A 22,193-nucleotide genomic window follows, 5' to 3' on the forward strand; every position below is an offset into this window, starting at 1 on the left:
GGATTCGTAGATGGATTTTCCGATGGGTGGTCAGAGAGATGACAAATTCAGATATCAATAACATATCGTATGAGCGAAACAACAACAAATTCAACTTCCGCGTGGCAGGCATTGTGATGGATGCGGGAAGAGTTCTTTTGCATACGACGGAACAGGACGATTTCTGGAATCTGCCCGGAGGACGGGTCGAATTGAACGAGACGACAGAAGCGGCCCTTGTTCGAGAGATGACAGAGGAACTAGGCATCCATGTTGAAGTGAAAAGACTTGCATTTGTTAGTGAGGATTTCTTTGAGTATGATGGCCTGAAGGTTCATGAGATTGGATTTTACTATGTCATTACGTCACCGGAAGCTCATAAGCTCTATAGTGAAATTGAATTCAAAGGGCTGGAGGATAACGGCAAGTTAATATTCCGTTGGTTCTCCTTAGAGGAGCTTGAGCAGATGGAGGTCTACCCAGTCTTTTTGAAAAAGGAACTGAGTAACCTGCATGATGCGAAGAGCATCCAACACTACATTCAGAAATAGAGGGTCTATGGACATTACATTTATTCGTCATGGTCACGCTGAGCATTTGCTTGATTACCCGAACCAATTAAATTGGCTTCATCCGGGTCTCACTGAATTGGGAAAAAGTCAGGTGACAGCGTTGTGGAAACAGGTGAAGCTTGAGCCCGAAGACGTCATTTTGGTGAGCCCAACGAAACGTACCATTGAAACAGCACTTCTTCTAACTGCAAGAGAAAATCTGATGATCTGTCCACTTGTTGGCCCAAGAATGTTTCCTCAGAATCCGGAGTTCGTTCCTTTAGTCTGCGATCAAATCTATTCAAAAGATGAACTTCATGCTCAGTTTGCCGGTATACGATTGGTTGACTTGGGATTGAATTGTTGGGATGGAGGTATTAATCGGATGGAGGAACATCGATTTGAAGTTTATGCCGAACAGCTGCTTCAATGGTGCAGGGAACAGGATGGCAATACCGTTATCATTTCACATGATGGCACGATAACCAACTACAGGATTTTTCTCGGAGAAAGAGGGTTAACCAGAAGCGATTTTCTTGGTGAGGCGGGGCAGTACACAATCAGGAACTTCTAACGAAGGAAGGGAGTTCCGTTATGATTCATTTTCCAAAAATAGAGACTGAGCGATTGATTCTGAGGGAGCTAACCTTAGCAGACAGTGAAGCTGTGCTTATCCATTTTGCTAATCCGGAAGTCACGCGATTTATGGATATTGAGCCTTGCCGCAGCATCAAGGAAGCAGAAGAAATAATACAGTTCCATATGGATGATTCGGGTTGCAGATATGGTCTGTTTGATAAAACCAAAGGTGGTCTCATTGGAACAGCAGGGTTTCACTGTTGGGCTCCAGAGTCACCGTCCAGTGCGGAGATTGGATTTGATTTATCCCCTTCATATTGGGGACAGGGCTTAATGCAAGAAGCTTTGAATGAAGTGATTAAGCTCGGATGGCATGTGATGAATCTGGAATATATCGAAGCGACGGTGGAACCGGAGAATGTTCGACCACAACACTTGCTTCACAAGCTGCATTTTCTGAAATCTGTTGAATTAAAAGACAATCTGTTCTACTACACATTAAAGAAGGAAGACTTTATTTGTGATTGATATCAGTTTTCTAATAGGGGGAGTATATGAAATCCATTCCAATCTCAATTCTGATTGCTAGTACTATTTTAGGAATTTCATTTATTATTGGCTGTCTATTACTATCGAACCAGGAGAGTGCCAACGAGCCGACTCAAGTGGCACAAGAAGAAGTTACAAGCGATAAAGCGTTAATGACGATTCATGAAACAGCGGAGTATCTGAGTATGACTGAAGAACAGGTGATGAGCATTATACGGGCCGAACAACAAAGTTTTACTATAGCAGGCTCCTTTGACGGCAAAATGTTTCCATTCATTAAGGTTCAGGATGAGCTTTTTGTTAGTAGAATCGAATTGGAGCTGTGGGTTCAGAATGCCTCTACATATCATAGAAGATACATTAACGGACAGATGCAGTGATCTGCTTGTATTTCAGATGTAGTCAAAGGGGATAGAATGTCATGGAATGGGTAGGAGAGAAGGTAAGACTAGCAACAGTTACAGGGCAGGAGGAACAACGATGGCCAAGTTGGTTTTGTTAAGTGACGTATACTTTAAAACAAATGAGGAACTGGATCAGAAAATATTGAATTTGCTGGATTGTGACGAGCCTTCCATAGGTTATATTCCTTCCTGTTCCGACCCTGATCGGAAATATTTTGAGCATACCGTGCGTTACTACAATCAACTGGGTATTGAAAGCATTCATTATTATGATCTGGACTTGGAATATGACCAAAGTACATTTGAGCGGATTTTTGAAGCCGATGCGATTCATTTATCAGGGGGAAATACATTTTATTTTCTAAGTCTATTACAGAAGAGAAATGTACTAGGATTATTGCGTTCCTATGTGAAGAGAGGCGGTATTCTGATCGGGGTTAGCGCAGGCAGTATTCTAACTACACCAACCATTGAAATAGCTGAATATGGCCAAGATGCAGACGAGAACCATGTGGACCTTCATGACAAAAAGGCTCTTGGACTCGTTGACTTCGAGTTTGCACCGCACTGGGACGGAGAGGAAGCCAGTCTCGATTCGCTCAGAGACTATGCAGATGCTAACGCTGCAAAAGTCTATGCCTGCCAAGACGGTGATGGGATTGTGATCGATGGAGAAGAAGTAGAGCTATATGGGGATGTGCGTCTACTTAATCACAGAGAGGGCGGTTCTAATTATGAGTGAGGTTACGGTCTATCATTATGATGCATTCTCCACCATTCCGGGCCAAGGTAATCCGGCAGGAGTGGTCTTCCATGCTGATGATTTAAGTGAGACGGTGATGCAGCAGATTGCGCATAAGGTTGGTTTTAATGAAACGGTGTTTGTGCTCAGCTCCGAAGCAGCCGACGTGAGACTGCGTTATTTTACGCCAGGCCATGAGATTAATCTGTGCGGACATGCGACGATGGCATCGCTGTATGGTTTGAAGACAAGAGGTCTGTTGGAGGGCAAAGAGTCAATCACAATCCAAACCAATGTAGGCATACTACCTATTCGATTTGAGCAGGATGGCGATACGATCAACATGGAGATGAAGCAGGACCAACCGCGTTTTGTGCCGTTCCAGGGTGATATCCAGAAACTGGCGAGTGCCATTAATCTAACTCTGGACGACCTGGATCTGTCCACGCCTATCGTTTATGGAAGTACCGGAACCTGGACATTATTAATACCCATTCGTAAACTGAATTCTTTTACAAAAATGAAACCGGATACTTCCCGATTCCCTGATATTTTACTTGAAAACCCCAAGGCTTCCCTACATCCGTTTACCTTTGAAACCCGTGATTCCGATGCGATGATGCATGCCAGACATTTCTCTTCACCATACTCAGGTACCACGGAAGATCCCGTGACAGGAACAGCCTCCGGGGTGATGGGCGCCTATTATTTAACGTATGTGAACCGTGAGGTTGATCAGGTGCAATTGGTCGTGGAGCAGGGACATGAGATCGGAAGAGATGGAAAGGTTGAAGTGAGTGTGACTCAGAATGGGCAGGACATGGATGTAAGAATTAAAGGGACGGCTGTTTTTGTTCGTGAAATGAACATTGAATTAGATAACTAATACATATCTGAAAGGGTGTCTGTCGTGGATGAACAGGTAATTTTACAACCCGTTATTCATTTGTTAAAAGAAGAATTATCGGATTCCCTGATGGGAATCTATCTGCACGGCTCCATGGCCATGGGATGCTTCCATCCGAATCAGAGCGATATCGATATATTGATAGTATGCCGGGATAAACAATCTGCTGAGACCTATCGAAGCATTGCTCAAAAGTTAATGCATATCGAAGAGGAGATGCACATTACGAAAGGTTTTGAGATCAGTATTGTATTGGAATCCACGATTGCGAACTTGGCATACCCGACTCCTTTCGAATTTCATTATTCAGCCTATCACCGGGAAAAGTATAGAACGGATGAACAATATCTCTGCGGCGGATATGAAGATCCGGATTTGGTAGCACACATGGCTGTCATTTATGACAGGGGTGTAGTCTTATATGGCAAGCCCATTAAGGATGTATTCAATATTGTACCTCGTGAATATATGGTTGCGTCCATTACATCAGATGTGGGAGCAGCTTTGGAAGAGATTGCAGACAACCCTGTCTACTATGTACTGAATTTGTCACGTGTTTTGTTGTATGTGAGAGATTCGGTGATTTATTCCAAGAGGGAGGCAGGAGAACGCGCCCTTACAGAGCTTCCGTCTAAGTACAAGGGCGTCATCTCGCAATGTCTTGCAAAGTATAATGGTGAACTGGAAAAATTAGATCTCAGTAAAACGTTACTTCTGAAATATGCAGAATATATGTTGAGTGAGATTAATATCTGGACGGAGAAACCAGCTCAATAGTCTTCGTATATTGGTATTGTGCATTATTGATTTTACACATATTGAAAATTAAAAAAAATTTGAAGGAGACACCAAGATGACCATAACAACAGAAGATATGGAACTGATTGAAGCAGCGAAGAACGTAATCAAGCGGTTATACAGAGAGGGTAAACATCACATCGGTGCAGCAGTACGAACGCAATCTGGAAGGATATATACTGCGGTTCATTTGGAAGCCTACATTGGTCGTGTTTCGGTATGCGCGGAAGCTATTGCGATTGGCAAAGCCATTTCAGAAGGTGAAACTGAATTTGCAATCATTGTTGCTGTTCGGCATCCAGAGATCGATCCGGACGATTCAACGGAAACTTCTGACCTGCAGTTGGATGTGGTATCACCGTGTGGCATTTGTAGAGAATTGATCAGTGATTATGGGAAGGACACACAGGTTATTTTGCAAGGGGAAGAGGGTTATACCAAAACAATGATTGGGCATTTGCTGCCACAAAAATATACAAGGACATAGTGAAGAAAGGAAGGTCATGATGTTCGAAATTGCTGATATTCGGCAAAAGCCGGACATGCTGCAGGCAGCTGTTCAATATTTTTGGAATAGCCGACAGGATCTCTTTCCTTGGTTTGCATGCCTTCACGTGGAGCCGGAGTACCGGGGCCAAAATCTGGGCGGACAATTACAAAATCACGCGATGAACGAGGCAAAGGCGAAGGGCTATGACAAGCTCTATTTGTGTACGGGTTTAACGGACTATTATGAGAAACATAACTGGGCGTACATTGGCAAAGGTTATTTGCTTGATGATGCGGAGACACGAATCTATGAACTGCAAATTTGATGAGGAATGATTCTATGATCACCGAGCTTAACCAATAGGATTGAATCCGGACGGATCTATGTGAAATTGGTATCGAATTTAAAGGAGGCTGTAATATGAACGAATCATTACAAGATCAGATACAATTTCTCGTTGAGATTGATAAACTGAAAACGATTGAACGGAGAACAAGAATTATCCATGGCGAGAGACGTGAAAATGATGCGGAGCATTCATGGCATCTGGCCATGATGGCGTTGGTTTTGAAGAGTCATGCGAGCAAGGATGTGGATATCCTTAAAGTCATTAAGATGCTTCTTGTTCATGATCTGGTCGAGATCGATGCCGGAGATACCTTTGCTTATGATACGGTTGGGTACACGGATAAATACGATCGCGAGATCAAGGCGGCTCATCGGCTGTTTGGTATGCTGCCTGAGGCACAGGCTGAAGAACTGCTGAATCTGTGGTTAGAGTTTGAGGCGAAGGAGACGGATGAGGCACAATTCGCTTCGTCTCTGGATCGGTTACAGCCTTTGATTCACAATTATCAGAATGAAGGAGATACGTGGCAGAAATACAACATAACAAGTGAACAGGTCTTAAACCGAAATCGTGAAATAGCGAACGCTTCCGATACATTGTGGACGTATGCACAGCAGATCATTCAACATGCTGTGGATCAGGGAATCCTGACCAAATCATAAGAATGCAGTGGAACTTATCCGTTAAGAGAAGAGGAAGGAGCTAATATGGGGTACATAATGGAACTTCGAAAACTGGTTGGTTCGCGACCGTTAATCATGGCTGGTTCGTGTGTGCTGGTGTTCAATGAACAGGGACATCTGCTGCTGCAAAGACGTACAGACAGTCTGGATTGGGGAACACTCGGTGGTTCGCTTGAACCCGGCGAGTCGCTGGAAGAGGCTGCTGCACGTGAACTCTATGAGGAGGCAGGATTGAAGGCAGAAGCGTACAGACTCATTACTGTTTTCTCAGGACCAGACATGTATTACAAATATCCGCATGGGGACGAAGTGTATAATGTGATGGCTGTTTATGAAGCTAAGGGGATCACGGGTACTCCAACGGTCATGGACGATGAAGGGCTCGAGCTCCGATACTTTGATCTGAACCAGCCGGTCCCAGAGATCAATCCGTTTACGGAATATGTGTTAAAAAAGGCAGGGTACATTCAATCCCAGTAAAGAAAGGATGATGTGCATTGACACAGGATTTTTATTGTGACGAAGTGCTCAGTGGCAAAACAAAAGTGGTAATTGTCATGGAGACGGATACAGTGCTGGCCTACCACCACACCCGGCCATACTACGAACATCATATTGTCGTTATTCCTAAGATTCATATTCAATCACTCATTTCCGAAGAAGAAGAGAACAACGATGAGTTGCTACTTGAAATCATGAGGGTTATTAAAAAGATTTCTGCCGGTCTGGTGGAACAGACGGGCGCTGCCAAAATTGTGACTAACCTTGGCCGGTACCAGGATTCGAAGCATCAGCATTGGCATGTAGTCAGTGGTGATCGGATTATGAATGATTAAATGATTAAAGGTCTGTTAGAAATCTTCCCTTTCCCTTTATGTGGGATGGGGATTTTTTATTTTTTCGGTACCCGCAGGCTATAACGAGGTTACTCAATGATCTACCAGAAAGTAAATTAAGGGAAAATATGCTAGAATAGGAACAATAACTAAAAATAATAATGACCGCCTGTAGCTTTGCTGTTCTACAAATGTAGCAGGTTGATTAGGAGGAATAAGTGTGTTTTCTATCGTTTCTATATTTGCAATTATATTTAACTTGGTGTTATACGGATTGGGGTTTTATGCACTAATCTTATTTATAAAATTGGCTCAACGTGGCATTCAAGCGCTTGATATTTACTTGAGTGAAAAACGCGGAGAACGATTCTAAAACTCGTAAAATGAATCAACCATAAGATTATCATTTTTCTCTCAGTGTTTTATTTTTTCTGTTTTAGTATGATTAACACATTATTTAAGTGAAGAGAGGGCGAGTGACATGGTGGATACTTTTTTAGAGCAAATCAATGAGTTGAACGAGCTTCAAAAGGATTTGGTTACCATACATCCTTTATTTGCAGAGCATTATCCCGTGGTTGTCGCATTTGAGTCCCTATTATATATATATGATTACTCCGCAGAGAAAGGGCAATATGAATGGGTGAAAACCGTTCCGGATGATCTTCACATCCCTGACGAGTGCCTGGCAGCCATGCCAGTGCCTCATATGGACGAACGAATGTGTGCCATTGTGACGGACTCAGCCTTCCAAAATTTTGAGCAGAAAGTGTACCTGTTTCACGAGTATGTTCATTGTTACATCTATGAGAAGTATGAGCAGATCAGGAATCGTCTTCAGATTAAACATACCATGGAGAAAATTAAACGTGTGACATGGGAGCTGGATTACGAATTCCCTTATGAGGATGAGAATGTGGTCCAGCGGATCAATTCGCTGTTGTCTATCTTAAAGAGCGGAGACTTAATCCAGGTACAAACTGCAAGAAAAGCATTGTTCAGTTCCTTAACTGAAGAACAAGGGGAGTACTGGAACTGGCTGGAATGGAACGAAGGTTATGCGAGATATATCGAGAATCGGATACGAGAAAAATACGAGCTTGAACTGAATCATTGGGGAGATACTGCCCCATATAATCGTCTGGTTTTCTATGAGTGCGGATCGGAGTACATAAGTCTGTTGGTTCGCGAACAGCCGGCTCTTCATACGGATTTGGAACAGTTGTTTAATACATTTGTGGTGGAACGAGTGCAGGGATGATCTTGCTGTCCCTTGGCTAAATGCTGTTAAGTCACGATTCCAGTCGCTTCTAAGAGCAGCAGACTCTTATATAAAGGAGAGAGAACCATGCCACTGCCTATGGTTCACTTACATGTAGCTGTGCTATTTGCTAATGCTTGTCCAGAACATGTCGAACGAGGTTCATTCTATCTTGGGAATATCGCACCGGATTCGATCCATATGCGTGACCCTGAGCTACAGCGTCTGGATGCGAACCTGGGAAGCTAGGGAGGTGTCTACGGATGAAAAAGGCAGCGATCCTCTTATGTATATTCGCTGTTTTCCTTGCGAGTTGTACTCATACGAATACTTCTGGTTCAGATGAAAATCTTCCTTCGCTCATTACCTTAACTTGCAATCCGGATTTCACATATGAACCCTGCCAAGATGTTCAGTTCGATGAGCATGACGAGATTTGGATAATCATGGGTGCGATAGAAAACGCGGAACTTATACCCGGAAATCTTAATTATGGAGCGCAATACAAGATGAGCATAACGAATACGGATCGTTCTGTGACTAAATATGATTTTTCAATAGGAACTGATCCTGAAATGAATGCCCTCTTGGTAGACGGGATCGACACCACCACGGGATATAGCATACCGCTAGAGGATTCAAATCAACTAAGATCATTAATCGAGAGACGCACAAATTAATCAGACATCGTGAAATGGAGAGGCAGTTATATATGGATCAACCCATTATCATTCAGCCCTTAACTTCATCGGATGTGGAGAGTGCCTACCTGGTGTTTGAACGTTCCATTACAGAGGCGTTTAATCAGGAGGGGCTGGGTTCGCTTCATGATGATATCAGGGACGAAATTGAACACAAGAAGGCACTGCTTCAATCCACATTGCATCCCGACAAGTCCAATAATTCCGATTCTTTTTTTCTGCTGGCTAAATGGGGAAATAGCGTCGTTGGGACGATTTCATATGCGCCCTGCGGTGAGGAGATCCGGATTCTGAGTGAAAATCGACTGAATCATATCGGTGAATTGGGCAGCTTATACATTCTGCCGGAAGCTCAAGGACAGGGAATTGGTTCCATGCTCATTCAGGCGCTTGCAACCGAACTTCAGAAGCGAGGCATTCAGCAATTTTGCCTGGATAGCGGTTACCGGACAGCGCAGAAGAAATGGCAGCGAAAGTTTGGACAACCCTACGCTGTTGCGCAGAATTATTGGGGCGAGGGAACAGACCATATGGTGTGGTTATGTGATGTGAAGGATTTTGCTGCAAACTAGAAACGTACAAAAAGGGATGACAACCTGGCTCAAACAGGAGTCATCTCTTTTACTAAGTTGTGATTTTTATAGCAGATCATGAAGGTCATGCAAATGACCAAGAGTAAAGGAGGAGAAACATCTGATTAGAATCATATTTTTCGATGTAGACGGTACTTTGTTAAGCGAAACGGATCGTCGTTTATCGTCGGCCACGGCGGAGTCCATTCGTGAATTGATACGTAAAGGCATTCGAATCGTGCTTGTCACAGGCAGGCCCTATAGTTTGTGTAAGGAATTCAGTGATTTGGGGATCGATACCATTATTTCAGCCAACGGGGCATTGATCAAAATCGGTGATGAAGTCATACATAAGTCCGTACTGTCGGCACAGATGGTCCATGAATTTAGTGGATTTGCCGAGTTGAACGGTCACAGCATTTCGTATTTTACAGAGTCGTTTGCGACGAATGGATTATGCGCCACGGATATCCGCGTGAGCGATGCCTTGCGGGAAACTCTTGGAGTAACGGATCCTGCGCAGAAAATGGATTCTTTGGAGCAGGAGGTGGTTTGCATTTGCTTATATGCGGATGACTCAGAGACTGAGAAGTTTCAAACCAGATTTCCCGCATTACGATTCGTGAGATTTCATCCGTATGTCTGCAACGTCCTGGAAGAAAACGAAGTGTCCAAATCATTAGCTGCAGCAAGAGTACTTGACTACCTGAAGATACCCAGAGAGGAAGCCATGGCCTTCGGCGATGGAGAGAATGATATCGATCTGCTGGAGTATGTGGGCCTTGGCATCGCCATGGGAAACGGAGGAGAACAGCTTAAACAAAGGGCAGATTACGTTACTCTAAGAGCAAGTGAGGATGGAGTGACCCATGCTTTGAGGAAGTTTAAGTTGATATGAGGGTCTTTCATGGGGTGTGAAGGATATCCCAATTATGGATTTTAATATAAAATGATGGATATAGGTACGTGACAAGTTTTTTGACAATTTGGAATTAGGGTGCCGGAGATAAATAAAGCCATATGTAGAGGTGAGAGAGATACTGGGATTAATTAGTTTCATATGTATCTTAATTATGACAATCACATTACTTAGCATCGAAGTGAAAACCAAAAAAATAATGCAGGAGCAAGCCCGAATGAATCGGAAGCTGGAGCAGCTTATGGAAAAAGACACGTAACGGTGGCCAGAGACGAATTTGATTAAAAGGGTAGGGTGATGAAGCACGATGGATCAGATTAAAGCGGTTATTTTTGACTTGGACAATACCATTTTGAACAGAACGCGAACTTTCGAAGGATTTACTGAAAGCCTGATTAAGACGTATTTCAGTCACATGGAGACCACTGCTGATATCCGTCAGCGAATTATAGAACTTGATCAGGACGGTTATAAGGATAAACCACTTCTATTCAATGAGCTGCTGCATGAACTGCCTTGGGCCGTTTCCCCACCGCATGCAGAGCTTATGGAATTCTATGGCACGGAGTATGTGAGAAGTGCGGTGCTGATGGAAGAGGCGCGAGAAGTTGTACAACAACTTCGAAGCAAATATCAAACGGGATTAATCACCAATGGAAAAACAGATATACAGTATGGCAAAATCGATCAGCTCGGAATTCGTGATGATTTTGACTGCATTATTGTTTCTGAAGAGGCAGGGGTGAAGAAGCCAGATCCTCGGATATTCCAGCTTGCACTGGATCATTTCTGCCTATCACCTGAGCAATGCATTTACATAGGAGATCATCCGGTGAACGATGTGGAAGGCGCTGCCAAAGTAGGCATGAACACCATCTGGATGGAGGTCAACCAGCCTTGGCATGAAAGCATCACAGCTCGCCCTTTGCATGCCATTACGCATCTGCGAGAGTTGGTAGCATTGCTCTAGTGAAAAAGTAGACCGGCAAAATCGGCTATTTCTGTTCTCGAAACCACACTGATCACAACTCTTAGATGAGGTTGTTGTAGAGAGTGAGGAGGCTTGCCGCATCCTCACTCCTTTTTGCATATCCTGAGTAACTGCAAAGCTTAAACGTTCAAAATGCTTTGCCAAAGGACTAGATGATCAGGCAGTAATGATTCGAGACTTTGAGCGTCTGCTGCGGTTCTCAATCGCTTCTTCATAATCCCCGATCAATCCGTCAAAAATATGCTCCCAGGACCGCTGCAGAGCCAGCTTCCTGCCTTCCAGACCCATCAGCCGCAATTGATCCATGTGATTGCCCCAGAGACATATTTCACGGATCAAGGCCTCAGGATTGCCTGGCTCAAACAGAACACCACTGCGGTGATGTGCCACGAGATCCTTCACACCTCCAGCATTCGCTGCGAGAACAGGGAGTCCCGATGCCATGGCTTCCAACACCACATTTCCAAAGGTCTCTGTGCAGGAAGGAAATACAAACCAATCGGCCGAAGCATACATGGCCGCAAGCTCTTCACCATGCATATAACCGGTATAGGTCACATTTGGCGGGCATTGAGAACGCATTTTGGGAAGTAGAGGTCCGTCTCCGACAATGAGCCAGTGCACTTGGGATTGCATATGTTCGGGCAGGTGCTGCATGGCAACAGTGAGCGTAGCCATATCTTTTTCGGGGGCAATTCTTCCAACGTAGAGTAAAATAAGAGGGGCCGTTATATTGTAGCGAGTGCGAATCGCAGCACTTCGTTTATCTGGTGTGTACAGATTGCAATCAATTCCGCGTGACCACAGCTTAAGCCGCTGAATGCCTTGCAATTGTAGTGTGTTTAAAGTCTCCTGAGACGGTGTTAGAGTTGCATCACAGGCTCGGTGGAACCACTTGATGTATTTCCAATAGAGAGGGATCATGCTTTTTAATTTGTAGTATTCGAGGTAGCGATCGAAATGGGTATGGTAGGAGATCACATGCGGAAGTTGATGTTTGAGTGCATACTTGAGACCAAGAAGGCCCATATTGAACGGTGTGGCGATGTGCAGCAGATCCGGCTGAAAGGCTTGCAGCTCCTGATGAATGGAGGCTCGGTTAGGGAAGGCGATCCGACATTCCGGATACAGAAAAAAGGGGATATTGGCGACCGGTCTGACCGAAGCGGAATGGCTGCCATCGATGACAGACTTCGGAGTAAACAGCAGATGTTCAATACCTCTGCGGTTCATGTGATTACTCAAGCGGTGCAGCGTACCCGCAACACCATTGGTTTCGGGAACGTAGGTGTCGGTAAACAAGGCCAGGCGCATCATTATCCCTCCCATGACTCTTGATGCCAAGATCATAACAATGGTTCGTTTTCCGAAGGTCAAATGCAGGTTAACTTCAAGACGCTTTATGTAAATTTGAAGATAGCCTGTACAGGTGGAATCATGGATGTTTTTCAATTGAAATAGCATATTCTGCTATGATGTAATAGGGTAAGAGAGTGAGTGTTTTTTCCTACCGCATAGTGGGCAAGTGTATATAGGAGGCAGATCGATGAATAAGTTACAGGAAGAATTGCAGCAATTATTACCTTTGGATCAGCTTGAAGCCATGTCTGGTGAAGAAGTGGTAGGGAGTGTTGCCATGGATTTATACCGCGCGGAGTTTGCGACGATTCGGGAATGTGGACCTGAACTTCCGATAGTCTTGCGTGACACCATTCTGATTATTGATCTGGATACCGAGCTGTCCATGAATGGCATTACCGGATTTTTGGAAAATGCAAGCGGGCAGTTTTTGGAGGAAACGATAGCAGCCATGCAGCGAGTTGGAAATGAGGCTGATGCCGATATATTAAAAAAAATCCAGCAAGAGCTATCGGAAAATGGGGTGACCCCTGAGCAATTGAGGGAGAATGTAAATGCATTGTCTGAGCATGACGTAACAACGTCGCTGAAGACGCATGGCCCGCACATACATGAGGTCATCCAGCGGGTTGAATTGCAAGCCGGGAACTTAAGCATGCAGGAGGATAATGAAGAAAGTTTCGATCTTCTGTATCAATATGTGGAACATAACAAAGAGAGCTTGAAACAGGAATTGGAGCACATCTTGATGAATTAATTCCAGATACCAGGAGAGAGATGCCATGATTGTGATGATTAACGGCGCATTTGGCTCAGGGAAAACATCGGCTGCCAATAAGCTGCAAACGCTCCTCCCGACCAGCATGATCTACGATCCTGAAGAGATTGGTTATATGCTGAGAAATGTGATCGTGGATGATGTGAAAATGGATGAGGAGAAAACGGACGATTTTCAGGATATGGAGCTCTGGAAAGTCCTTACCGTGCAAGTCGCCCGTGAAATCAAGCAGAAGTACGGTAAACACCTGATCGTACCAATGACGATCTATAAATCCGATCAATTCGAGTACATCCATCGTGGCCTGAAAGAGCTGGATCCTAAGCTGTTCCACTTTACGCTGATGACTTCCATGGATACGTTATATGAGCGGTTGCTGAAGCGTGGGGATGCGCCTGGCGGCTGGACATTTAGACAAGCTGAGAAGTGTGCTGAAGCTTTCCATGGGGCTCGTTTTGAGGAGTATGTGGTGACCGACAGCCTAACGACAGATGAAGTGGTGAGTCATATATTCCCCAGAGTGACCGGATGAACTAACCATGTATAAGGGGGCCAAATGATGAGGATCAATAAACGTTTGTGCGTAGAATCATTACTGGTTACGCTGTTCATGACTTTGGGTATCATCGGATGGAACATAGCTCAGGGTATGCTGCTGACAGCGAGTTATAAACCTGATTTGTCAGTGGCCTATTCCTCTTCAACGAACTTGCAATCCCAAGTCGCTTTTGGAGCCGTTGTTCAATGGGATTTCGCGTTAATTCTTTTCTGGGCTGCCGGTTTCATTCTATTTGCAGCCGCTTATTATGGAGTCCGGTCAGGACTTCAACACTGGAGGAAGCGTACATAGAAACGTAGTTACCTTAAATGGTCTTTATACTCGAAGGGCAGCCTCTCGTCAGGTCATTGACGTCAAAGGCTGCCCATTTTAATTTTGAATTCATCTAGGAGTTTTCTGTTCCAACCTTACGTCGATTCGTCAAGAATGCCAGCTGCGGCCTTCTGACCGGATAACACGGCGCCTTCCATCGTGGTGAACATCGGCTGTTTGGTGTAGTCACCAGCAAGATACAGTCCCCGAATAGGAGTCACCTGCTCAGGACGCTTGCGTTCATTGCCTGGGGCGATCCGGTAAAAGTTTTCGTTACCCCGTACGATGCGGTAGTCTGTTACGGAAGACACTCCTTCGGCAAGACCAATATCAATTAAGCCTTTCTGAGTTCGATTCCAGATCTCTTCATCGGACAGGTCAATCAGTTCATCCGGATTTACCAAAATGATGGAGGCTCTCCCTGGACGCCCGCGAAATGTCGTGCGGGATTGTTCTCCAAACGACCCAATGTCGGTACCTGGCCCAAAAGTAGTCCGGTCCTCAGGAAGAAGAGGGAGTTCCGATTCAAACTGAACCGTAACATGCGGCATGGCATCCAGGCTCAGAAAAGGCTGAAACCATTCATGCTCACTGAAGTGCTCTTCAAGCAATTGTTGAGAACGACGAATATTGGCGGCAACAACAACACGAGTGGCCGGGATCAGTTCGCCGTCTTCCAGTTCCACACCTTCCAGACCATCCGTACCATCCGTACCATACAGCAATCGGGTAACGGGAGAGTTGGTGCGAATTCGTCCTCCTTTTTGTTCGATTGCAGCAGCGAGAGGCGAGCACATCACATCGGTCATGCCTCCGGTGAAGGCACCGATACGCATTTTATGAATTCGCGGAATGCCCGGAAGGAAGAGGCCGAAGAAGGCGTAAGCCGAATATTGTTCAAGTGGCATGAAGAAAATACCGGAAGATAACGGTTCAACGATTCGTTGCAGAGCCTGCTCGTTTACCCCGTGCTGTTTTGCAAAATCAAGCAGCGATATCTCATCCAGTTCCTCTGGACGTGAGACGCAATCCTTGAAGCCGGCAGCAAGGAACGGTACAAGGGAAGCCTTATCTCCGGGCGTAATAAAATCATTGTTGCCTAGCATACCTGATAGTGTTTTAAGCGGAGCATGAATGATGTCCAGTCCAAATTCGCCGTACTCCTCTGCATCAGGGTGGCGAACCTGCATCGTCGTTTCCCATACCAGCATCTCGTCCAGATCGATGCCTGCACGTTCAAGTAATTTTGGTAATTCTTTATAATATCCTATGAATTTATGAAATCCGGATTCCACTTCCATTCCACGCTCATTCCAATTGCCTGTTCGTCCTCCTACATAGGGTGCGGCTTCAAGTATCAGTACGGACTTTCCCTGATCCACAAGTTCAAAGGCACAGCTCAATCCAGCCAGACCTGCACCAATAATAATTGTTTGATCTTCGTTTCTTCCTAGTTCGTGGAGTTGTGCACTCAATGAATTCGCCTCCTCTTTTTGTATTTAATATACCCATTATTTCCAGAAGGAAAGCTGGCTTGAAAGATCACGGATGAGACTGTTTATGAAGCAGGCCGCTCTATACAAGAGAAAACAGCCCTCTAGCCGCATGAAATGCAGCCGGAGAGCTGTTGATATTGGGAAAAGGAAAATTACAGATGCTTGGAAATCACTTCTTCGATACCCTGGGCAACGGAATGAGCTCCCCGCTCCAGATGTCTATCGTATAAATGCAGGCGTACAAAGCTTTCATCGGTGCCCATCGCCTCCGAGAAAATGCCGCCAAGTCCGCGAGCGCGGCGGTCGATCTGCAGAAGCAGTTCCATGGAATCGCCCATCGGGTAGAACATCACTTCCAGTTCATCCAGATATCCACGGAACTTGTTTGTCGGCACAAATTCGAATTCCTGTACAAATGGCAAATTGCCGCCAAGTTTTGGAGCGTAATCATTGGTCACTTCGCGCAATCGGAATCCAAGTATGTCGATGGCATCCAGCACGGTGCGCATATCCTGAGTAGGTACAACCCGAAGTCTGTCCCGATCCGAAGGGTCAACGGCGCTTGAGATATCGAGGCCCGTCTCTACCCATACCTCTGCACTGTGGAGCGTGATTGGGAGATTTTCAGGCAGGTCAAACGTGAATTTCTTTTCCAGCTTCGTCCCGGGTTGAAGCGTAAATCCTTCAGTTAGTAAATATTTGGCCACTACGGCTGTTTCCTTGACTTTACGATCATCGCGTTCCCTTATGTAATGGGTGTTGATGGTGAGGTAGATCCGGTCCACATTTTGTTCCACATCTCCGCCTTGTATATATACGGTCCCCGAGAGAACCCCTCCAGGCATAACCTCGGGTGTATCGAGTTCCGTGTTGACCTTAGCTGCCCCCACACCTACACTGGCTAACATTTTCTTAAAAAAAGACATCCGCTCAACCTCCAGATCATATTGGTTTGTACATGGGAAAAAATACGACTTCGACCTTAATACGGAATCCGTGAGATTGTCGTTTCAAATTTTATGTGATTTGATGTAGTGAATCCAAAAGATATTCTGACCAGGCAAAAAGTTCGGGAAAAAGACAGGAGAATTAAACTCCGGTTGTCGAATATGGTTTAATCAGGAATTTCCTTCTGGAAGGAGAGCGGACGATGGGGATGGATTGGTATGATATGGTTGCGCTCCGTAACGGGGGTTATAAGGGTAGGTCTGCATACACTTGGGAGGGCCAATCAGCTGAAGACGTTTTTGAGGAACGGTTGATCCGAATGCTCTCACAACACCAATCCGTACTCGATGCAGGCTGTGGTCACGGTGAGTTTACATTAAAAATGTCCGCCCATACCGATCATATCACGGGTTTTGATAATTCCAAGGAACTGCTTCACATCGCTCAGGCTGGACTTGAAGCAAGTGACGTGAAGAACGTTAATTATGTATACGCCACAACGAAGTCGAAGATGCCTTTTGAAGACGAACAGTTTGATCTAATTTATGATCGCAGAGGGCCTACTTCCATTATTGAACATGGGAGGGTGCTGAAAAAAGGCGGCATCATTTTCGGCATACATACGGATGTAACCAAAGTAAAGGAACGATTACATAATAACCGTTATGAGCAGATCGAGATTGAGGAGTTCAACGAGGCGTTGATGATTTTTTCGGATGAAAAAGAGTTCGCACTCTTTCTCTCTGATGTTCCAGGCAATCCGGATTACACACTGCCTGAGTACCATGAACAACTGAGAGCTAAGATTCAGGAGAATCAAATGGACGGAAGAATCGCTGTGCGAGAGCACAAGTACATCTGGAAAGCCGTAAAACCTGGCAATTACAATTCAATGGTTTGAGGTGCGACGATATGAATCGGAAATGGACTCGATTAAGTTAACACAGCGAGGGGCAGACATATGCGAAAACAAACGATATTTTGGATCACGGGAATTGCTATTGCAGTTGTTGTAGTACTGCTTGTTTACAACAACTTGGCCCCCAGTGTGAAAGAGCAGGATGTTAGCATGAAAGGCACAATCCGGCAGATCGGTACGGATGCGTACCAGGTGAATATGCAGATTATCCGTACCAAAGAAGACAACGATATTCACATGGTATACCCCGTGATCTTCGGGTGGGGCAACATGTCTTTCAGTGAAGAACAGGATGGTCCATATTTCCGTCCGTCTTCTGTTGGCACCTCAAGTACAACGGAACAGTTGCTTCATCAAGCATTGCAAGACGAGGGGATCAACACGAGTAACGAAAATGGGGAATTTTGGGGATTCTCCATACCTGATGAAGTGGGTACTTACAAAATGCGTTTCACGATTACTCCTTTAAGTGAAGGAGTCGATTCATTAGAAAATCCCATGATCTACTATGTGCATAAAGAGAAACTGCTCGGAAAAAATCTCAATTGGGTCAAGGGAGAACGCCTGGAGATGATGAAGGAGAATGCCGAGTGAAGCGAATATACAAGTCAAATGAGATCGTCGTACGATTGTTGGAAGAAGCAGACGAGCTTCAGCTCGTTCAGTGGTTAACTGACCCGGCGGTACTGCAATATTACGAAGGCCGTGATCGGCCGCAAAACCTCGATCTGGTAAGAGAACATTTTTACAGTCAGGATGATGTTGCGAATCGTTGCCTAATTGAATATGAAGGTAAGTCTATAGGCTATATTCAGTTTTACGAGCTTGAAGAAAACGAACGGAAGGAATATGGTTATGGAGACACGGATGAGATTGTTTATGGAACAGATCAATTTATTGGCGATGTTGAGTACTGGAACAGGGGCATTGGCACCAAACTAGTGCGATCCATGGTAGCCTTTTTGGTAAATGAGAAGCAGGCGCAGAAAGTGGTAATGGATCCTCAGGCATGGAATGTACGTGCGATAGCCTGCTATGAGAAGTGTGGTTTCAGAAAAATGAAGTTGTTAAAGGAACATGAGCAGCACGAAGGTCAGATGAGAGACTGCTGGTTGATGGAGTATGACAAGGAGGAATCGAAGATGGATTTGAGATATCCGATTGGCACATTTGAACACACAGGTGAGGTCACACCCGCACAGAGGGAACAGTGGATTAAGGATATTGCCGAGCTGCCGGAGCAGGCGAGAGAAGCTGTAAAAGGGTTAAGCGAAGAACAATTGAGCCTGCCCTACCGGGAAGGTGGCTGGATGATCAAACAGGTTATCCACCATATGGCAGATAGCCACATGAACAGCATGATTCGTTTCAAGCTGGCGCTGACAGAGGATACACCAACGATAAGACCTTATTATGAAGAGCGTTGGGCAGAGCTCAGTGACTCACGGGATCTGGATATCGAGGTTTCTCTGCAACTACTGGATGCGCTGCATCGGCGTTGGACAGCGCTGCTAAACACATTGACCGATGCTGATTATGCCAAACAATTCTACCATCCGGGTTCACAGGAAACGACGCGACTGGATTACAACCTTGGGGTATATTCCTGGCATGGCAGACACCATGTTGCTCACATTACTTCGCTCAGAGACAGGCTGGGGATTTAACAGAGAGGTGTAACTATTATGGTGGAGCGGCAATGGTTGAGTTTGAATGAAGTAGTCCAATCGGAACGAGAAATTGCATTCGTTATTATGATTGCACAATTTCAGGAGAAATACGTCATCGTTTACAACAATAAACGCAATGGCTGGGAGTTTCCCGGGGGCACATGTGAACCTGGGGAAACTCCACTGGAAGCTGCAGGCAGGGAACTGTATGAAGAGACAGGAGCAGTAAGATTCATGCTGGAGCCCTTTGGAATCTACGAAATGAATGGGAACCTAGGTAAGGTTTATTACGCAGCAGTTGATCAGTTCGATTCCATGTCGTTAGAGCTTCCAAATCAGGAAATTGGAGAACTGAAGTTGGTAGATACCTTGCCGGCAGGCATGAGTTTCGGAGATATGTTTTATACCTTTTTGGATTACTGGACAGCGTATTCATTCAAGGGAACAAATCAGCTTAATATCGATCTGACGGGAGTTCACTTAATAAAATGAAATGAAATGATGCAGTTAAGGGAGCACACCTGATGAACACACATATAAGAAGATTGAATGAGAATGATCCTGTCATCATCTCGCATGCATTTCAGGAACAAGGTTGGGAAAAACCCGTAGAACAGTATCTTCGCTATCTCGTAGAACAGCATAAGGGTGAACGGGTTACCTTGGTAGCCGAGCTGGATGGGGCGTTTGCGGGTTACGTCAATGTACTGTGGAACTCACACTATCCTTCTTTCAGGGAGCAGGGGATTCCGGAAATTAATGATTTCAATGTGCTGATCAAATACCAGCGTCAAGGAATAGGCTCACGATTAATGGATCGTGCCGAGGAATTGATTCGAGAACGAACAGATACAAGCAGGGATTGGGGTCGGTGTATTCTCCGATTATGGCAAAGCTCAGATCCTATACGCCCACCGCGGATATATCCCGGATGGCAAGGGAATTCATAGGCATGATCGCTACCTTATGCCAGGCGATGAAACTGTAATTGATGATGATGTCGTGCTCTATTTAACGAAAAAGTTGAAGACCGTTTAACTATTTTCCACCTGAGTATGGAAGAAAAAGCAGAGCTTAAGCAGAAGTTAATCACTGCTCTAGTTCTGTTTTTTTGTATGGATAAAAGCAGTCTACCCAAGGGGAAAAGTTACAGGAAAAACAGAGAATTTTAGGTGGAAATGGTATAATAGAGTGAGGCTTTAAAGCTATAAAACGAGATAGAAGGGCCAATCCCTATAAAGTTTTTATTTTTTGAGATCAACAAAGAGATTCATACATAAGAGGAGAACAGACAGAATCATGTTGAGGAATTCGAGGAGGAATGAAGGCATGGAGAAAACGATCAAACATGTACAGGATCTGTACGATATGCTCGATGCAGAGTTCAGATCAGCGAAGCAATTCTGGGAGCCATTTTATGAAGATCGGAATCGTTCGATTCCCTTTTTCCCTAACAAGCCCGATGAAAATCTGGTTGATCAAGTGAACTCAGGTTTGCTGACCGGAGGGAAAGCGTTGGAACTGGGCTGCGGGCCAGGACGGAATGCGATTTATTTAACACAAGCAGGGTATAGCGTGGATGCGTATGACCTTTCGGAAACGGCGATTGCTTGGGCCAAGGAACGAGCTGCGGAAGAGCAAGTAAATGTGAATTTTGAATGCCGATCTGTGTTTGAACTGGAACCGCAGCAGGAGTATGATCTCGTCTATGACTCCGGCTGCATGCACCACTTACTGCCACACCAGCGTATCCCATACATTCAGATGATTAACGATGCACTTAAGCCTGGAGGCTATTTTGGCATGACTTGTTTTGCTCCGGGTTATGGAGATATGGGTGGGCCAGAGAGCGTGATGAACGACTGGGAAATATACCAGGAGAAGTCCATGAAGGGTGGACTCGCCTTTACGGAAGAGAAGCTTCGCTATTTGCTGGAAGATTCGTTTGAATGTGTGGAGCTGCGGCCGATGATGGCGATGGGGCAGGATGACCCTCGATTCGGCCTGCCGATCCTGTGGGTGACGTTGTGGAGAAAACCACTGTCTGGTGAAGAAAAGGGGGACTGAACGTGGAAAACAGGAGCTTTATTGTTACAGGTGCTTCCAAAGGAATTGGTATGCAGCTGGCTCAGTTGTTACTGGAACAGGGAGATCGAGTCTATGGAATTTCGCGAGGGGCTGCTGAGCATCTGTATGGCCATGATTTGTATAAGCATTTTCAGTATAATCTGAGTGATCTAACGGGTATAGAGCTGTTGGTGACAAGCATATTGGAGCATATTCCTTTGCAGGAAACCGAGTTCATAGGACTTATTAATAATGCGGCAATGCTTGAACCCCTGAAGCCGTTAGATCAATGCAGTACAGAGGAGATCACCCGGAATTTGAATATCAGTTTGGCAGCTCCTATGATTTTGAGTTCATCATTTATTCGTCAAACCAACCACCTTACCGCACGGCGGAAGATTGTGAATTTGACCTCTGGTTCAGGCAGTTATCCGGCACCTTCCATGGCTGCATACTGTACCTCAAAAGCCGGAATGAACATGTTTTCGGAGTGTGTAGCGATGGAGCAAGCCGAGAGGCTGAATCCGGTTGAGGTCATTGCATTTGATCCCGGCATGGTGGATACGGAACTACAGGCAGTGGCGAGAGGCAAAAGCACCGGTGAATTTGCGCTATCCGGTTTATTTAATCAAGTGTATGAAGCAGGCCAATTAAGATCACCACGAGATGTGGCGAAGCGGCTAATGGAACGAATCGAAGAGGATAGTGATAAAGGTAAGGTCTTACACACCATGGAAAGCTAATATAATACAGTTTTTATTTTCGCTTTTACTG

31 protein-coding genes and 1 pseudogene are annotated in these 22,193 nt (G+C 45.0%); 29 read left to right on the plus strand and 3 right to left on the minus strand.

Annotated elements, in window-relative coordinates; genetic code table 11:
* The first annotated feature begins 38 nt into the window (after window positions 1-38).
* The 18 genes from AAIH57_RS13155 (at window position 39) to AAIH57_RS13240 (ending at window position 11,290) form a co-directional block, all read left to right on the plus strand.
* On the plus strand, window positions 39-530 hold the full coding sequence (locus AAIH57_RS13155) for an NUDIX hydrolase (protein ID WP_175399402.1): 492 nt from the start codon (window positions 39-41) through the stop codon (window positions 528-530).
* A 7-nt stretch (window positions 531-537) separates the two neighbouring features.
* A complete protein-coding gene (locus AAIH57_RS13160; protein ID WP_430021911.1) occupies window positions 538-1,104 on the plus strand; it encodes a histidine phosphatase family protein in 567 nt (188 codons plus the stop codon).
* 20 nt (window positions 1,105-1,124) lie between these two features.
* Window positions 1,125-1,637, plus strand: coding sequence for a GNAT family N-acetyltransferase (locus tag AAIH57_RS13165; protein WP_430021912.1), 513 nt, complete (start codon window positions 1,125-1,127; stop codon window positions 1,635-1,637).
* A 26-nt stretch (window positions 1,638-1,663) separates the two neighbouring features.
* Window positions 1,664-2,038: a hypothetical protein gene (locus AAIH57_RS13170; RefSeq protein WP_430021913.1), complete on the plus strand. Its 375-nt coding sequence runs from the start codon at window positions 1,664-1,666 to the stop codon at window positions 2,036-2,038.
* A gap of 100 nt (window positions 2,039-2,138) precedes the next feature.
* Complete coding sequence (locus tag AAIH57_RS13175) at window positions 2,139-2,804, plus strand: Type 1 glutamine amidotransferase-like domain-containing protein (RefSeq protein ID WP_175399406.1); 666 nt, start codon at window positions 2,139-2,141, stop codon at window positions 2,802-2,804.
* Entirely contained in the window at window positions 2,797-3,690 is an 894-nt protein-coding gene (locus AAIH57_RS13180; RefSeq protein WP_430021914.1) for a PhzF family phenazine biosynthesis protein, read from the plus strand. Before AAIH57_RS13175 ends, AAIH57_RS13180 begins: the two co-directional genes overlap by 8 nt.
* A gap of 24 nt (window positions 3,691-3,714) precedes the next feature.
* The gene (locus AAIH57_RS13185; RefSeq protein ID WP_430021915.1) at window positions 3,715-4,488 is read left to right on the plus strand and encodes an aminoglycoside adenylyltransferase domain-containing protein; all 774 of its coding nucleotides are present in this window, start codon (window positions 3,715-3,717) and stop codon (window positions 4,486-4,488) included.
* 76 nt (window positions 4,489-4,564) lie between these two features.
* On the plus strand, window positions 4,565-4,996 hold the full coding sequence (locus AAIH57_RS13190; protein WP_430021916.1) for a cytidine deaminase: 432 nt from the start codon (window positions 4,565-4,567) through the stop codon (window positions 4,994-4,996).
* Between the two features lie 16 nt (window positions 4,997-5,012).
* Window positions 5,013-5,324 (plus strand): GNAT family N-acetyltransferase, encoded by a 312-nt coding sequence (locus tag AAIH57_RS13195; protein WP_430021917.1) that lies wholly within the window; start codon window positions 5,013-5,015, stop codon window positions 5,322-5,324.
* 95 nt (window positions 5,325-5,419) lie between these two features.
* Window positions 5,420-6,010 carry an HD domain-containing protein gene (locus AAIH57_RS13200; RefSeq protein WP_430021918.1) on the plus strand — a complete coding sequence of 197 codons (591 nt, stop codon included), beginning with the start codon at window positions 5,420-5,422 and terminating at the stop codon, window positions 6,008-6,010.
* A 45-nt stretch (window positions 6,011-6,055) separates the two neighbouring features.
* On the plus strand, window positions 6,056-6,511 hold the full coding sequence (locus AAIH57_RS13205) for an NUDIX hydrolase (RefSeq protein WP_430021919.1): 456 nt from the start codon (window positions 6,056-6,058) through the stop codon (window positions 6,509-6,511).
* 17 nt (window positions 6,512-6,528) lie between these two features.
* Entirely contained in the window at window positions 6,529-6,867 is a 339-nt protein-coding gene (locus AAIH57_RS13210; RefSeq protein WP_430021920.1) for an HIT family protein, read from the plus strand.
* 481 nt (window positions 6,868-7,348) lie between these two features.
* Window positions 7,349-8,128: a hypothetical protein gene (locus tag AAIH57_RS13215; RefSeq protein ID WP_430021921.1), complete on the plus strand. Its 780-nt coding sequence runs from the start codon at window positions 7,349-7,351 to the stop codon at window positions 8,126-8,128.
* An 87-nt stretch (window positions 8,129-8,215) separates the two neighbouring features.
* Window positions 8,216-8,377: a hypothetical protein gene (locus AAIH57_RS13220; RefSeq protein WP_430021922.1), complete on the plus strand. Its 162-nt coding sequence runs from the start codon at window positions 8,216-8,218 to the stop codon at window positions 8,375-8,377.
* Window positions 8,378-8,391: 14 nt separating this feature from the next.
* Entirely contained in the window at window positions 8,392-8,808 is a 417-nt protein-coding gene (locus AAIH57_RS13225) for a hypothetical protein (RefSeq protein WP_430021923.1), read from the plus strand.
* 32 nt (window positions 8,809-8,840) lie between these two features.
* Window positions 8,841-9,401 carry a GNAT family N-acetyltransferase gene (locus tag AAIH57_RS13230; RefSeq protein WP_430021924.1) on the plus strand — a complete coding sequence of 187 codons (561 nt, stop codon included), beginning with the start codon at window positions 8,841-8,843 and terminating at the stop codon, window positions 9,399-9,401.
* Between the two features lie 121 nt (window positions 9,402-9,522).
* Entirely contained in the window at window positions 9,523-10,299 is a 777-nt protein-coding gene (locus AAIH57_RS13235) for a Cof-type HAD-IIB family hydrolase (protein WP_430022147.1), read from the plus strand.
* Window positions 10,300-10,627: 328 nt separating this feature from the next.
* The gene (locus AAIH57_RS13240) at window positions 10,628-11,290 is read left to right on the plus strand and encodes an HAD family hydrolase (protein WP_430021925.1); all 663 of its coding nucleotides are present in this window, start codon (window positions 10,628-10,630) and stop codon (window positions 11,288-11,290) included.
* A gap of 177 nt (window positions 11,291-11,467) precedes the next feature.
* Here AAIH57_RS13240 and AAIH57_RS13245 read toward each other — a convergent pair whose 3' ends face one another.
* Window positions 11,468-12,628, minus strand: a complete 1,161-nt coding sequence (locus AAIH57_RS13245; protein WP_430021926.1) for a glycosyltransferase family 4 protein — start codon at window positions 12,626-12,628, stop codon at window positions 11,468-11,470.
* A gap of 229 nt (window positions 12,629-12,857) precedes the next feature.
* Between AAIH57_RS13245 and AAIH57_RS13250 the strand changes: the two genes are divergently transcribed.
* The 3 genes from AAIH57_RS13250 to AAIH57_RS13260 are packed head-to-tail and all read left to right on the plus strand — an operon-like array spanning window position 12,858 to window position 14,298.
* Entirely contained in the window at window positions 12,858-13,427 is a 570-nt protein-coding gene (locus AAIH57_RS13250) for a DMP19 family protein (protein ID WP_430021927.1), read from the plus strand.
* Between the two features lie 25 nt (window positions 13,428-13,452).
* Window positions 13,453-13,980: an AAA family ATPase gene (locus AAIH57_RS13255; RefSeq protein ID WP_430021928.1), complete on the plus strand. Its 528-nt coding sequence runs from the start codon at window positions 13,453-13,455 to the stop codon at window positions 13,978-13,980.
* Window positions 13,981-14,004: 24 nt separating this feature from the next.
* Complete coding sequence (locus tag AAIH57_RS13260; protein WP_430021929.1) at window positions 14,005-14,298, plus strand: hypothetical protein; 294 nt, start codon at window positions 14,005-14,007, stop codon at window positions 14,296-14,298.
* Window positions 14,299-14,414: 116 nt separating this feature from the next.
* On the opposite strand, the gene AAIH57_RS13265 is transcribed toward AAIH57_RS13260, so the two are convergent.
* Together AAIH57_RS13265 and AAIH57_RS13270 are read right to left on the minus strand one after the other, a co-directional pair.
* Window positions 14,415-15,794, minus strand: a complete 1,380-nt coding sequence (locus tag AAIH57_RS13265; protein WP_430021930.1) for a hydroxysqualene dehydroxylase — start codon at window positions 15,792-15,794, stop codon at window positions 14,415-14,417.
* Between the two features lie 173 nt (window positions 15,795-15,967).
* Complete coding sequence (locus AAIH57_RS13270) at window positions 15,968-16,741, minus strand: sporulation protein (RefSeq protein ID WP_175399422.1); 774 nt, start codon at window positions 16,739-16,741, stop codon at window positions 15,968-15,970.
* A 224-nt stretch (window positions 16,742-16,965) separates the two neighbouring features.
* On the opposite strand from AAIH57_RS13270, the gene AAIH57_RS13275 reads away from it, so the two are divergent.
* The 8 genes and pseudogenes from AAIH57_RS13275 (at window position 16,966) to AAIH57_RS13310 (ending at window position 22,162) form a co-directional block, all read left to right on the plus strand.
* On the plus strand, window positions 16,966-17,664 hold the full coding sequence (locus AAIH57_RS13275; RefSeq protein ID WP_430021931.1) for a class I SAM-dependent methyltransferase: 699 nt from the start codon (window positions 16,966-16,968) through the stop codon (window positions 17,662-17,664).
* Window positions 17,665-17,724: 60 nt separating this feature from the next.
* The gene (locus AAIH57_RS13280; protein WP_175399424.1) at window positions 17,725-18,276 is read left to right on the plus strand and encodes a hypothetical protein; all 552 of its coding nucleotides are present in this window, start codon (window positions 17,725-17,727) and stop codon (window positions 18,274-18,276) included.
* Window positions 18,273-18,734 (plus strand): annotated as a pseudogene (locus AAIH57_RS13285) (GNAT family N-acetyltransferase); the annotation flags it as partial. The gene AAIH57_RS13280 and the pseudogene AAIH57_RS13285, both read left to right, overlap by 4 nt.
* Window positions 18,735-18,824: 90 nt before the next feature.
* Complete coding sequence (locus AAIH57_RS13290; protein ID WP_430022149.1) at window positions 18,825-19,349, plus strand: YfiT family bacillithiol transferase; 525 nt, start codon at window positions 18,825-18,827, stop codon at window positions 19,347-19,349.
* Between the two features lie 18 nt (window positions 19,350-19,367).
* Complete coding sequence (locus AAIH57_RS13295) at window positions 19,368-19,844, plus strand: NUDIX domain-containing protein (protein ID WP_430021932.1); 477 nt, start codon at window positions 19,368-19,370, stop codon at window positions 19,842-19,844.
* A gap of 32 nt (window positions 19,845-19,876) precedes the next feature.
* The gene (locus tag AAIH57_RS13300; RefSeq protein ID WP_430021933.1) at window positions 19,877-20,302 is read left to right on the plus strand and encodes a GNAT family N-acetyltransferase; all 426 of its coding nucleotides are present in this window, start codon (window positions 19,877-19,879) and stop codon (window positions 20,300-20,302) included.
* Window positions 20,303-20,681: 379 nt separating this feature from the next.
* Window positions 20,682-21,419, plus strand: coding sequence for a class I SAM-dependent methyltransferase (locus tag AAIH57_RS13305; protein ID WP_430021934.1), 738 nt, complete (start codon window positions 20,682-20,684; stop codon window positions 21,417-21,419).
* A gap of 2 nt (window positions 21,420-21,421) precedes the next feature.
* Window positions 21,422-22,162 carry an SDR family NAD(P)-dependent oxidoreductase gene (locus tag AAIH57_RS13310; protein WP_430021935.1) on the plus strand — a complete coding sequence of 247 codons (741 nt, stop codon included), beginning with the start codon at window positions 21,422-21,424 and terminating at the stop codon, window positions 22,160-22,162.
* Window positions 22,163-22,193 lie beyond the last annotated feature (31 nt).

Source organism: Paenibacillus sp. MABNR03, from assembly GCF_050455445.1.
GTDB classification, from domain to species: domain Bacteria; phylum Bacillota; class Bacilli; order Paenibacillales; family Paenibacillaceae; genus Paenibacillus; species Paenibacillus xylanilyticus.

Excerpts from the sequence above, each read along its gene's own strand:
- AAIH57_RS13155 (WP_175399402.1), top strand. The coding sequence starts at position 39 with ATGACAAATTCAGATATCAATAACATATCGTATGAGCGAAACAACAAC.
- AAIH57_RS13160 (WP_430021911.1), top strand. The coding sequence starts at position 538 with ATGGACATTACATTTATTCGTCATGGTCACGCTGAGCATTTGCTTGAT.
- AAIH57_RS13165 (WP_430021912.1), top strand. The coding sequence starts at position 1,125 with ATGATTCATTTTCCAAAAATAGAGACTGAGCGATTGATTCTGAGGGAG.
- AAIH57_RS13170 (WP_430021913.1), top strand. The coding sequence starts at position 1,664 with ATGAAATCCATTCCAATCTCAATTCTGATTGCTAGTACTATTTTAGGA.
- AAIH57_RS13175 (WP_175399406.1), top strand. The coding sequence starts at position 2,139 with ATGGCCAAGTTGGTTTTGTTAAGTGACGTATACTTTAAAACAAATGAG.
- AAIH57_RS13180 (WP_430021914.1), top strand. The coding sequence starts at position 2,797 with ATGAGTGAGGTTACGGTCTATCATTATGATGCATTCTCCACCATTCCG.
- AAIH57_RS13190 (WP_430021916.1), top strand. The coding sequence starts at position 4,565 with ATGACCATAACAACAGAAGATATGGAACTGATTGAAGCAGCGAAGAAC.
- AAIH57_RS13195 (WP_430021917.1), top strand. The coding sequence starts at position 5,013 with ATGATGTTCGAAATTGCTGATATTCGGCAAAAGCCGGACATGCTGCAG.
- AAIH57_RS13200 (WP_430021918.1), top strand. The coding sequence starts at position 5,420 with ATGAACGAATCATTACAAGATCAGATACAATTTCTCGTTGAGATTGAT.
- AAIH57_RS13205 (WP_430021919.1), top strand. The coding sequence starts at position 6,056 with ATGGGGTACATAATGGAACTTCGAAAACTGGTTGGTTCGCGACCGTTA.
- AAIH57_RS13215 (WP_430021921.1), top strand. The coding sequence starts at position 7,349 with ATGGTGGATACTTTTTTAGAGCAAATCAATGAGTTGAACGAGCTTCAA.
- AAIH57_RS13220 (WP_430021922.1), top strand. The coding sequence starts at position 8,216 with ATGCCACTGCCTATGGTTCACTTACATGTAGCTGTGCTATTTGCTAAT.
- AAIH57_RS13225 (WP_430021923.1), top strand. The coding sequence starts at position 8,392 with ATGAAAAAGGCAGCGATCCTCTTATGTATATTCGCTGTTTTCCTTGCG.
- AAIH57_RS13230 (WP_430021924.1), top strand. The coding sequence starts at position 8,841 with ATGGATCAACCCATTATCATTCAGCCCTTAACTTCATCGGATGTGGAG.
- AAIH57_RS13240 (WP_430021925.1), top strand. The coding sequence starts at position 10,628 with ATGGATCAGATTAAAGCGGTTATTTTTGACTTGGACAATACCATTTTG.
- AAIH57_RS13245 (WP_430021926.1), bottom strand. The coding sequence starts at position 12,628 with ATGATGCGCCTGGCCTTGTTTACCGACACCTACGTTCCCGAAACCAAT.
- AAIH57_RS13250 (WP_430021927.1), top strand. The coding sequence starts at position 12,858 with ATGAATAAGTTACAGGAAGAATTGCAGCAATTATTACCTTTGGATCAG.
- AAIH57_RS13255 (WP_430021928.1), top strand. The coding sequence starts at position 13,453 with ATGATTGTGATGATTAACGGCGCATTTGGCTCAGGGAAAACATCGGCT.
- AAIH57_RS13260 (WP_430021929.1), top strand. The coding sequence starts at position 14,005 with ATGATGAGGATCAATAAACGTTTGTGCGTAGAATCATTACTGGTTACG.
- AAIH57_RS13270 (WP_175399422.1), bottom strand. The coding sequence starts at position 16,741 with ATGTCTTTTTTTAAGAAAATGTTAGCCAGTGTAGGTGTGGGGGCAGCT.
- AAIH57_RS13275 (WP_430021931.1), top strand. The coding sequence starts at position 16,966 with ATGGGGATGGATTGGTATGATATGGTTGCGCTCCGTAACGGGGGTTAT.
- AAIH57_RS13280 (WP_175399424.1), top strand. The coding sequence starts at position 17,725 with ATGCGAAAACAAACGATATTTTGGATCACGGGAATTGCTATTGCAGTT.
- AAIH57_RS13290 (WP_430022149.1), top strand. The coding sequence starts at position 18,825 with ATGGATTTGAGATATCCGATTGGCACATTTGAACACACAGGTGAGGTC.
- AAIH57_RS13295 (WP_430021932.1), top strand. The coding sequence starts at position 19,368 with ATGGTGGAGCGGCAATGGTTGAGTTTGAATGAAGTAGTCCAATCGGAA.
- AAIH57_RS13300 (WP_430021933.1), top strand. The coding sequence starts at position 19,877 with ATGAACACACATATAAGAAGATTGAATGAGAATGATCCTGTCATCATC.
- AAIH57_RS13305 (WP_430021934.1), top strand. The coding sequence starts at position 20,682 with ATGGAGAAAACGATCAAACATGTACAGGATCTGTACGATATGCTCGAT.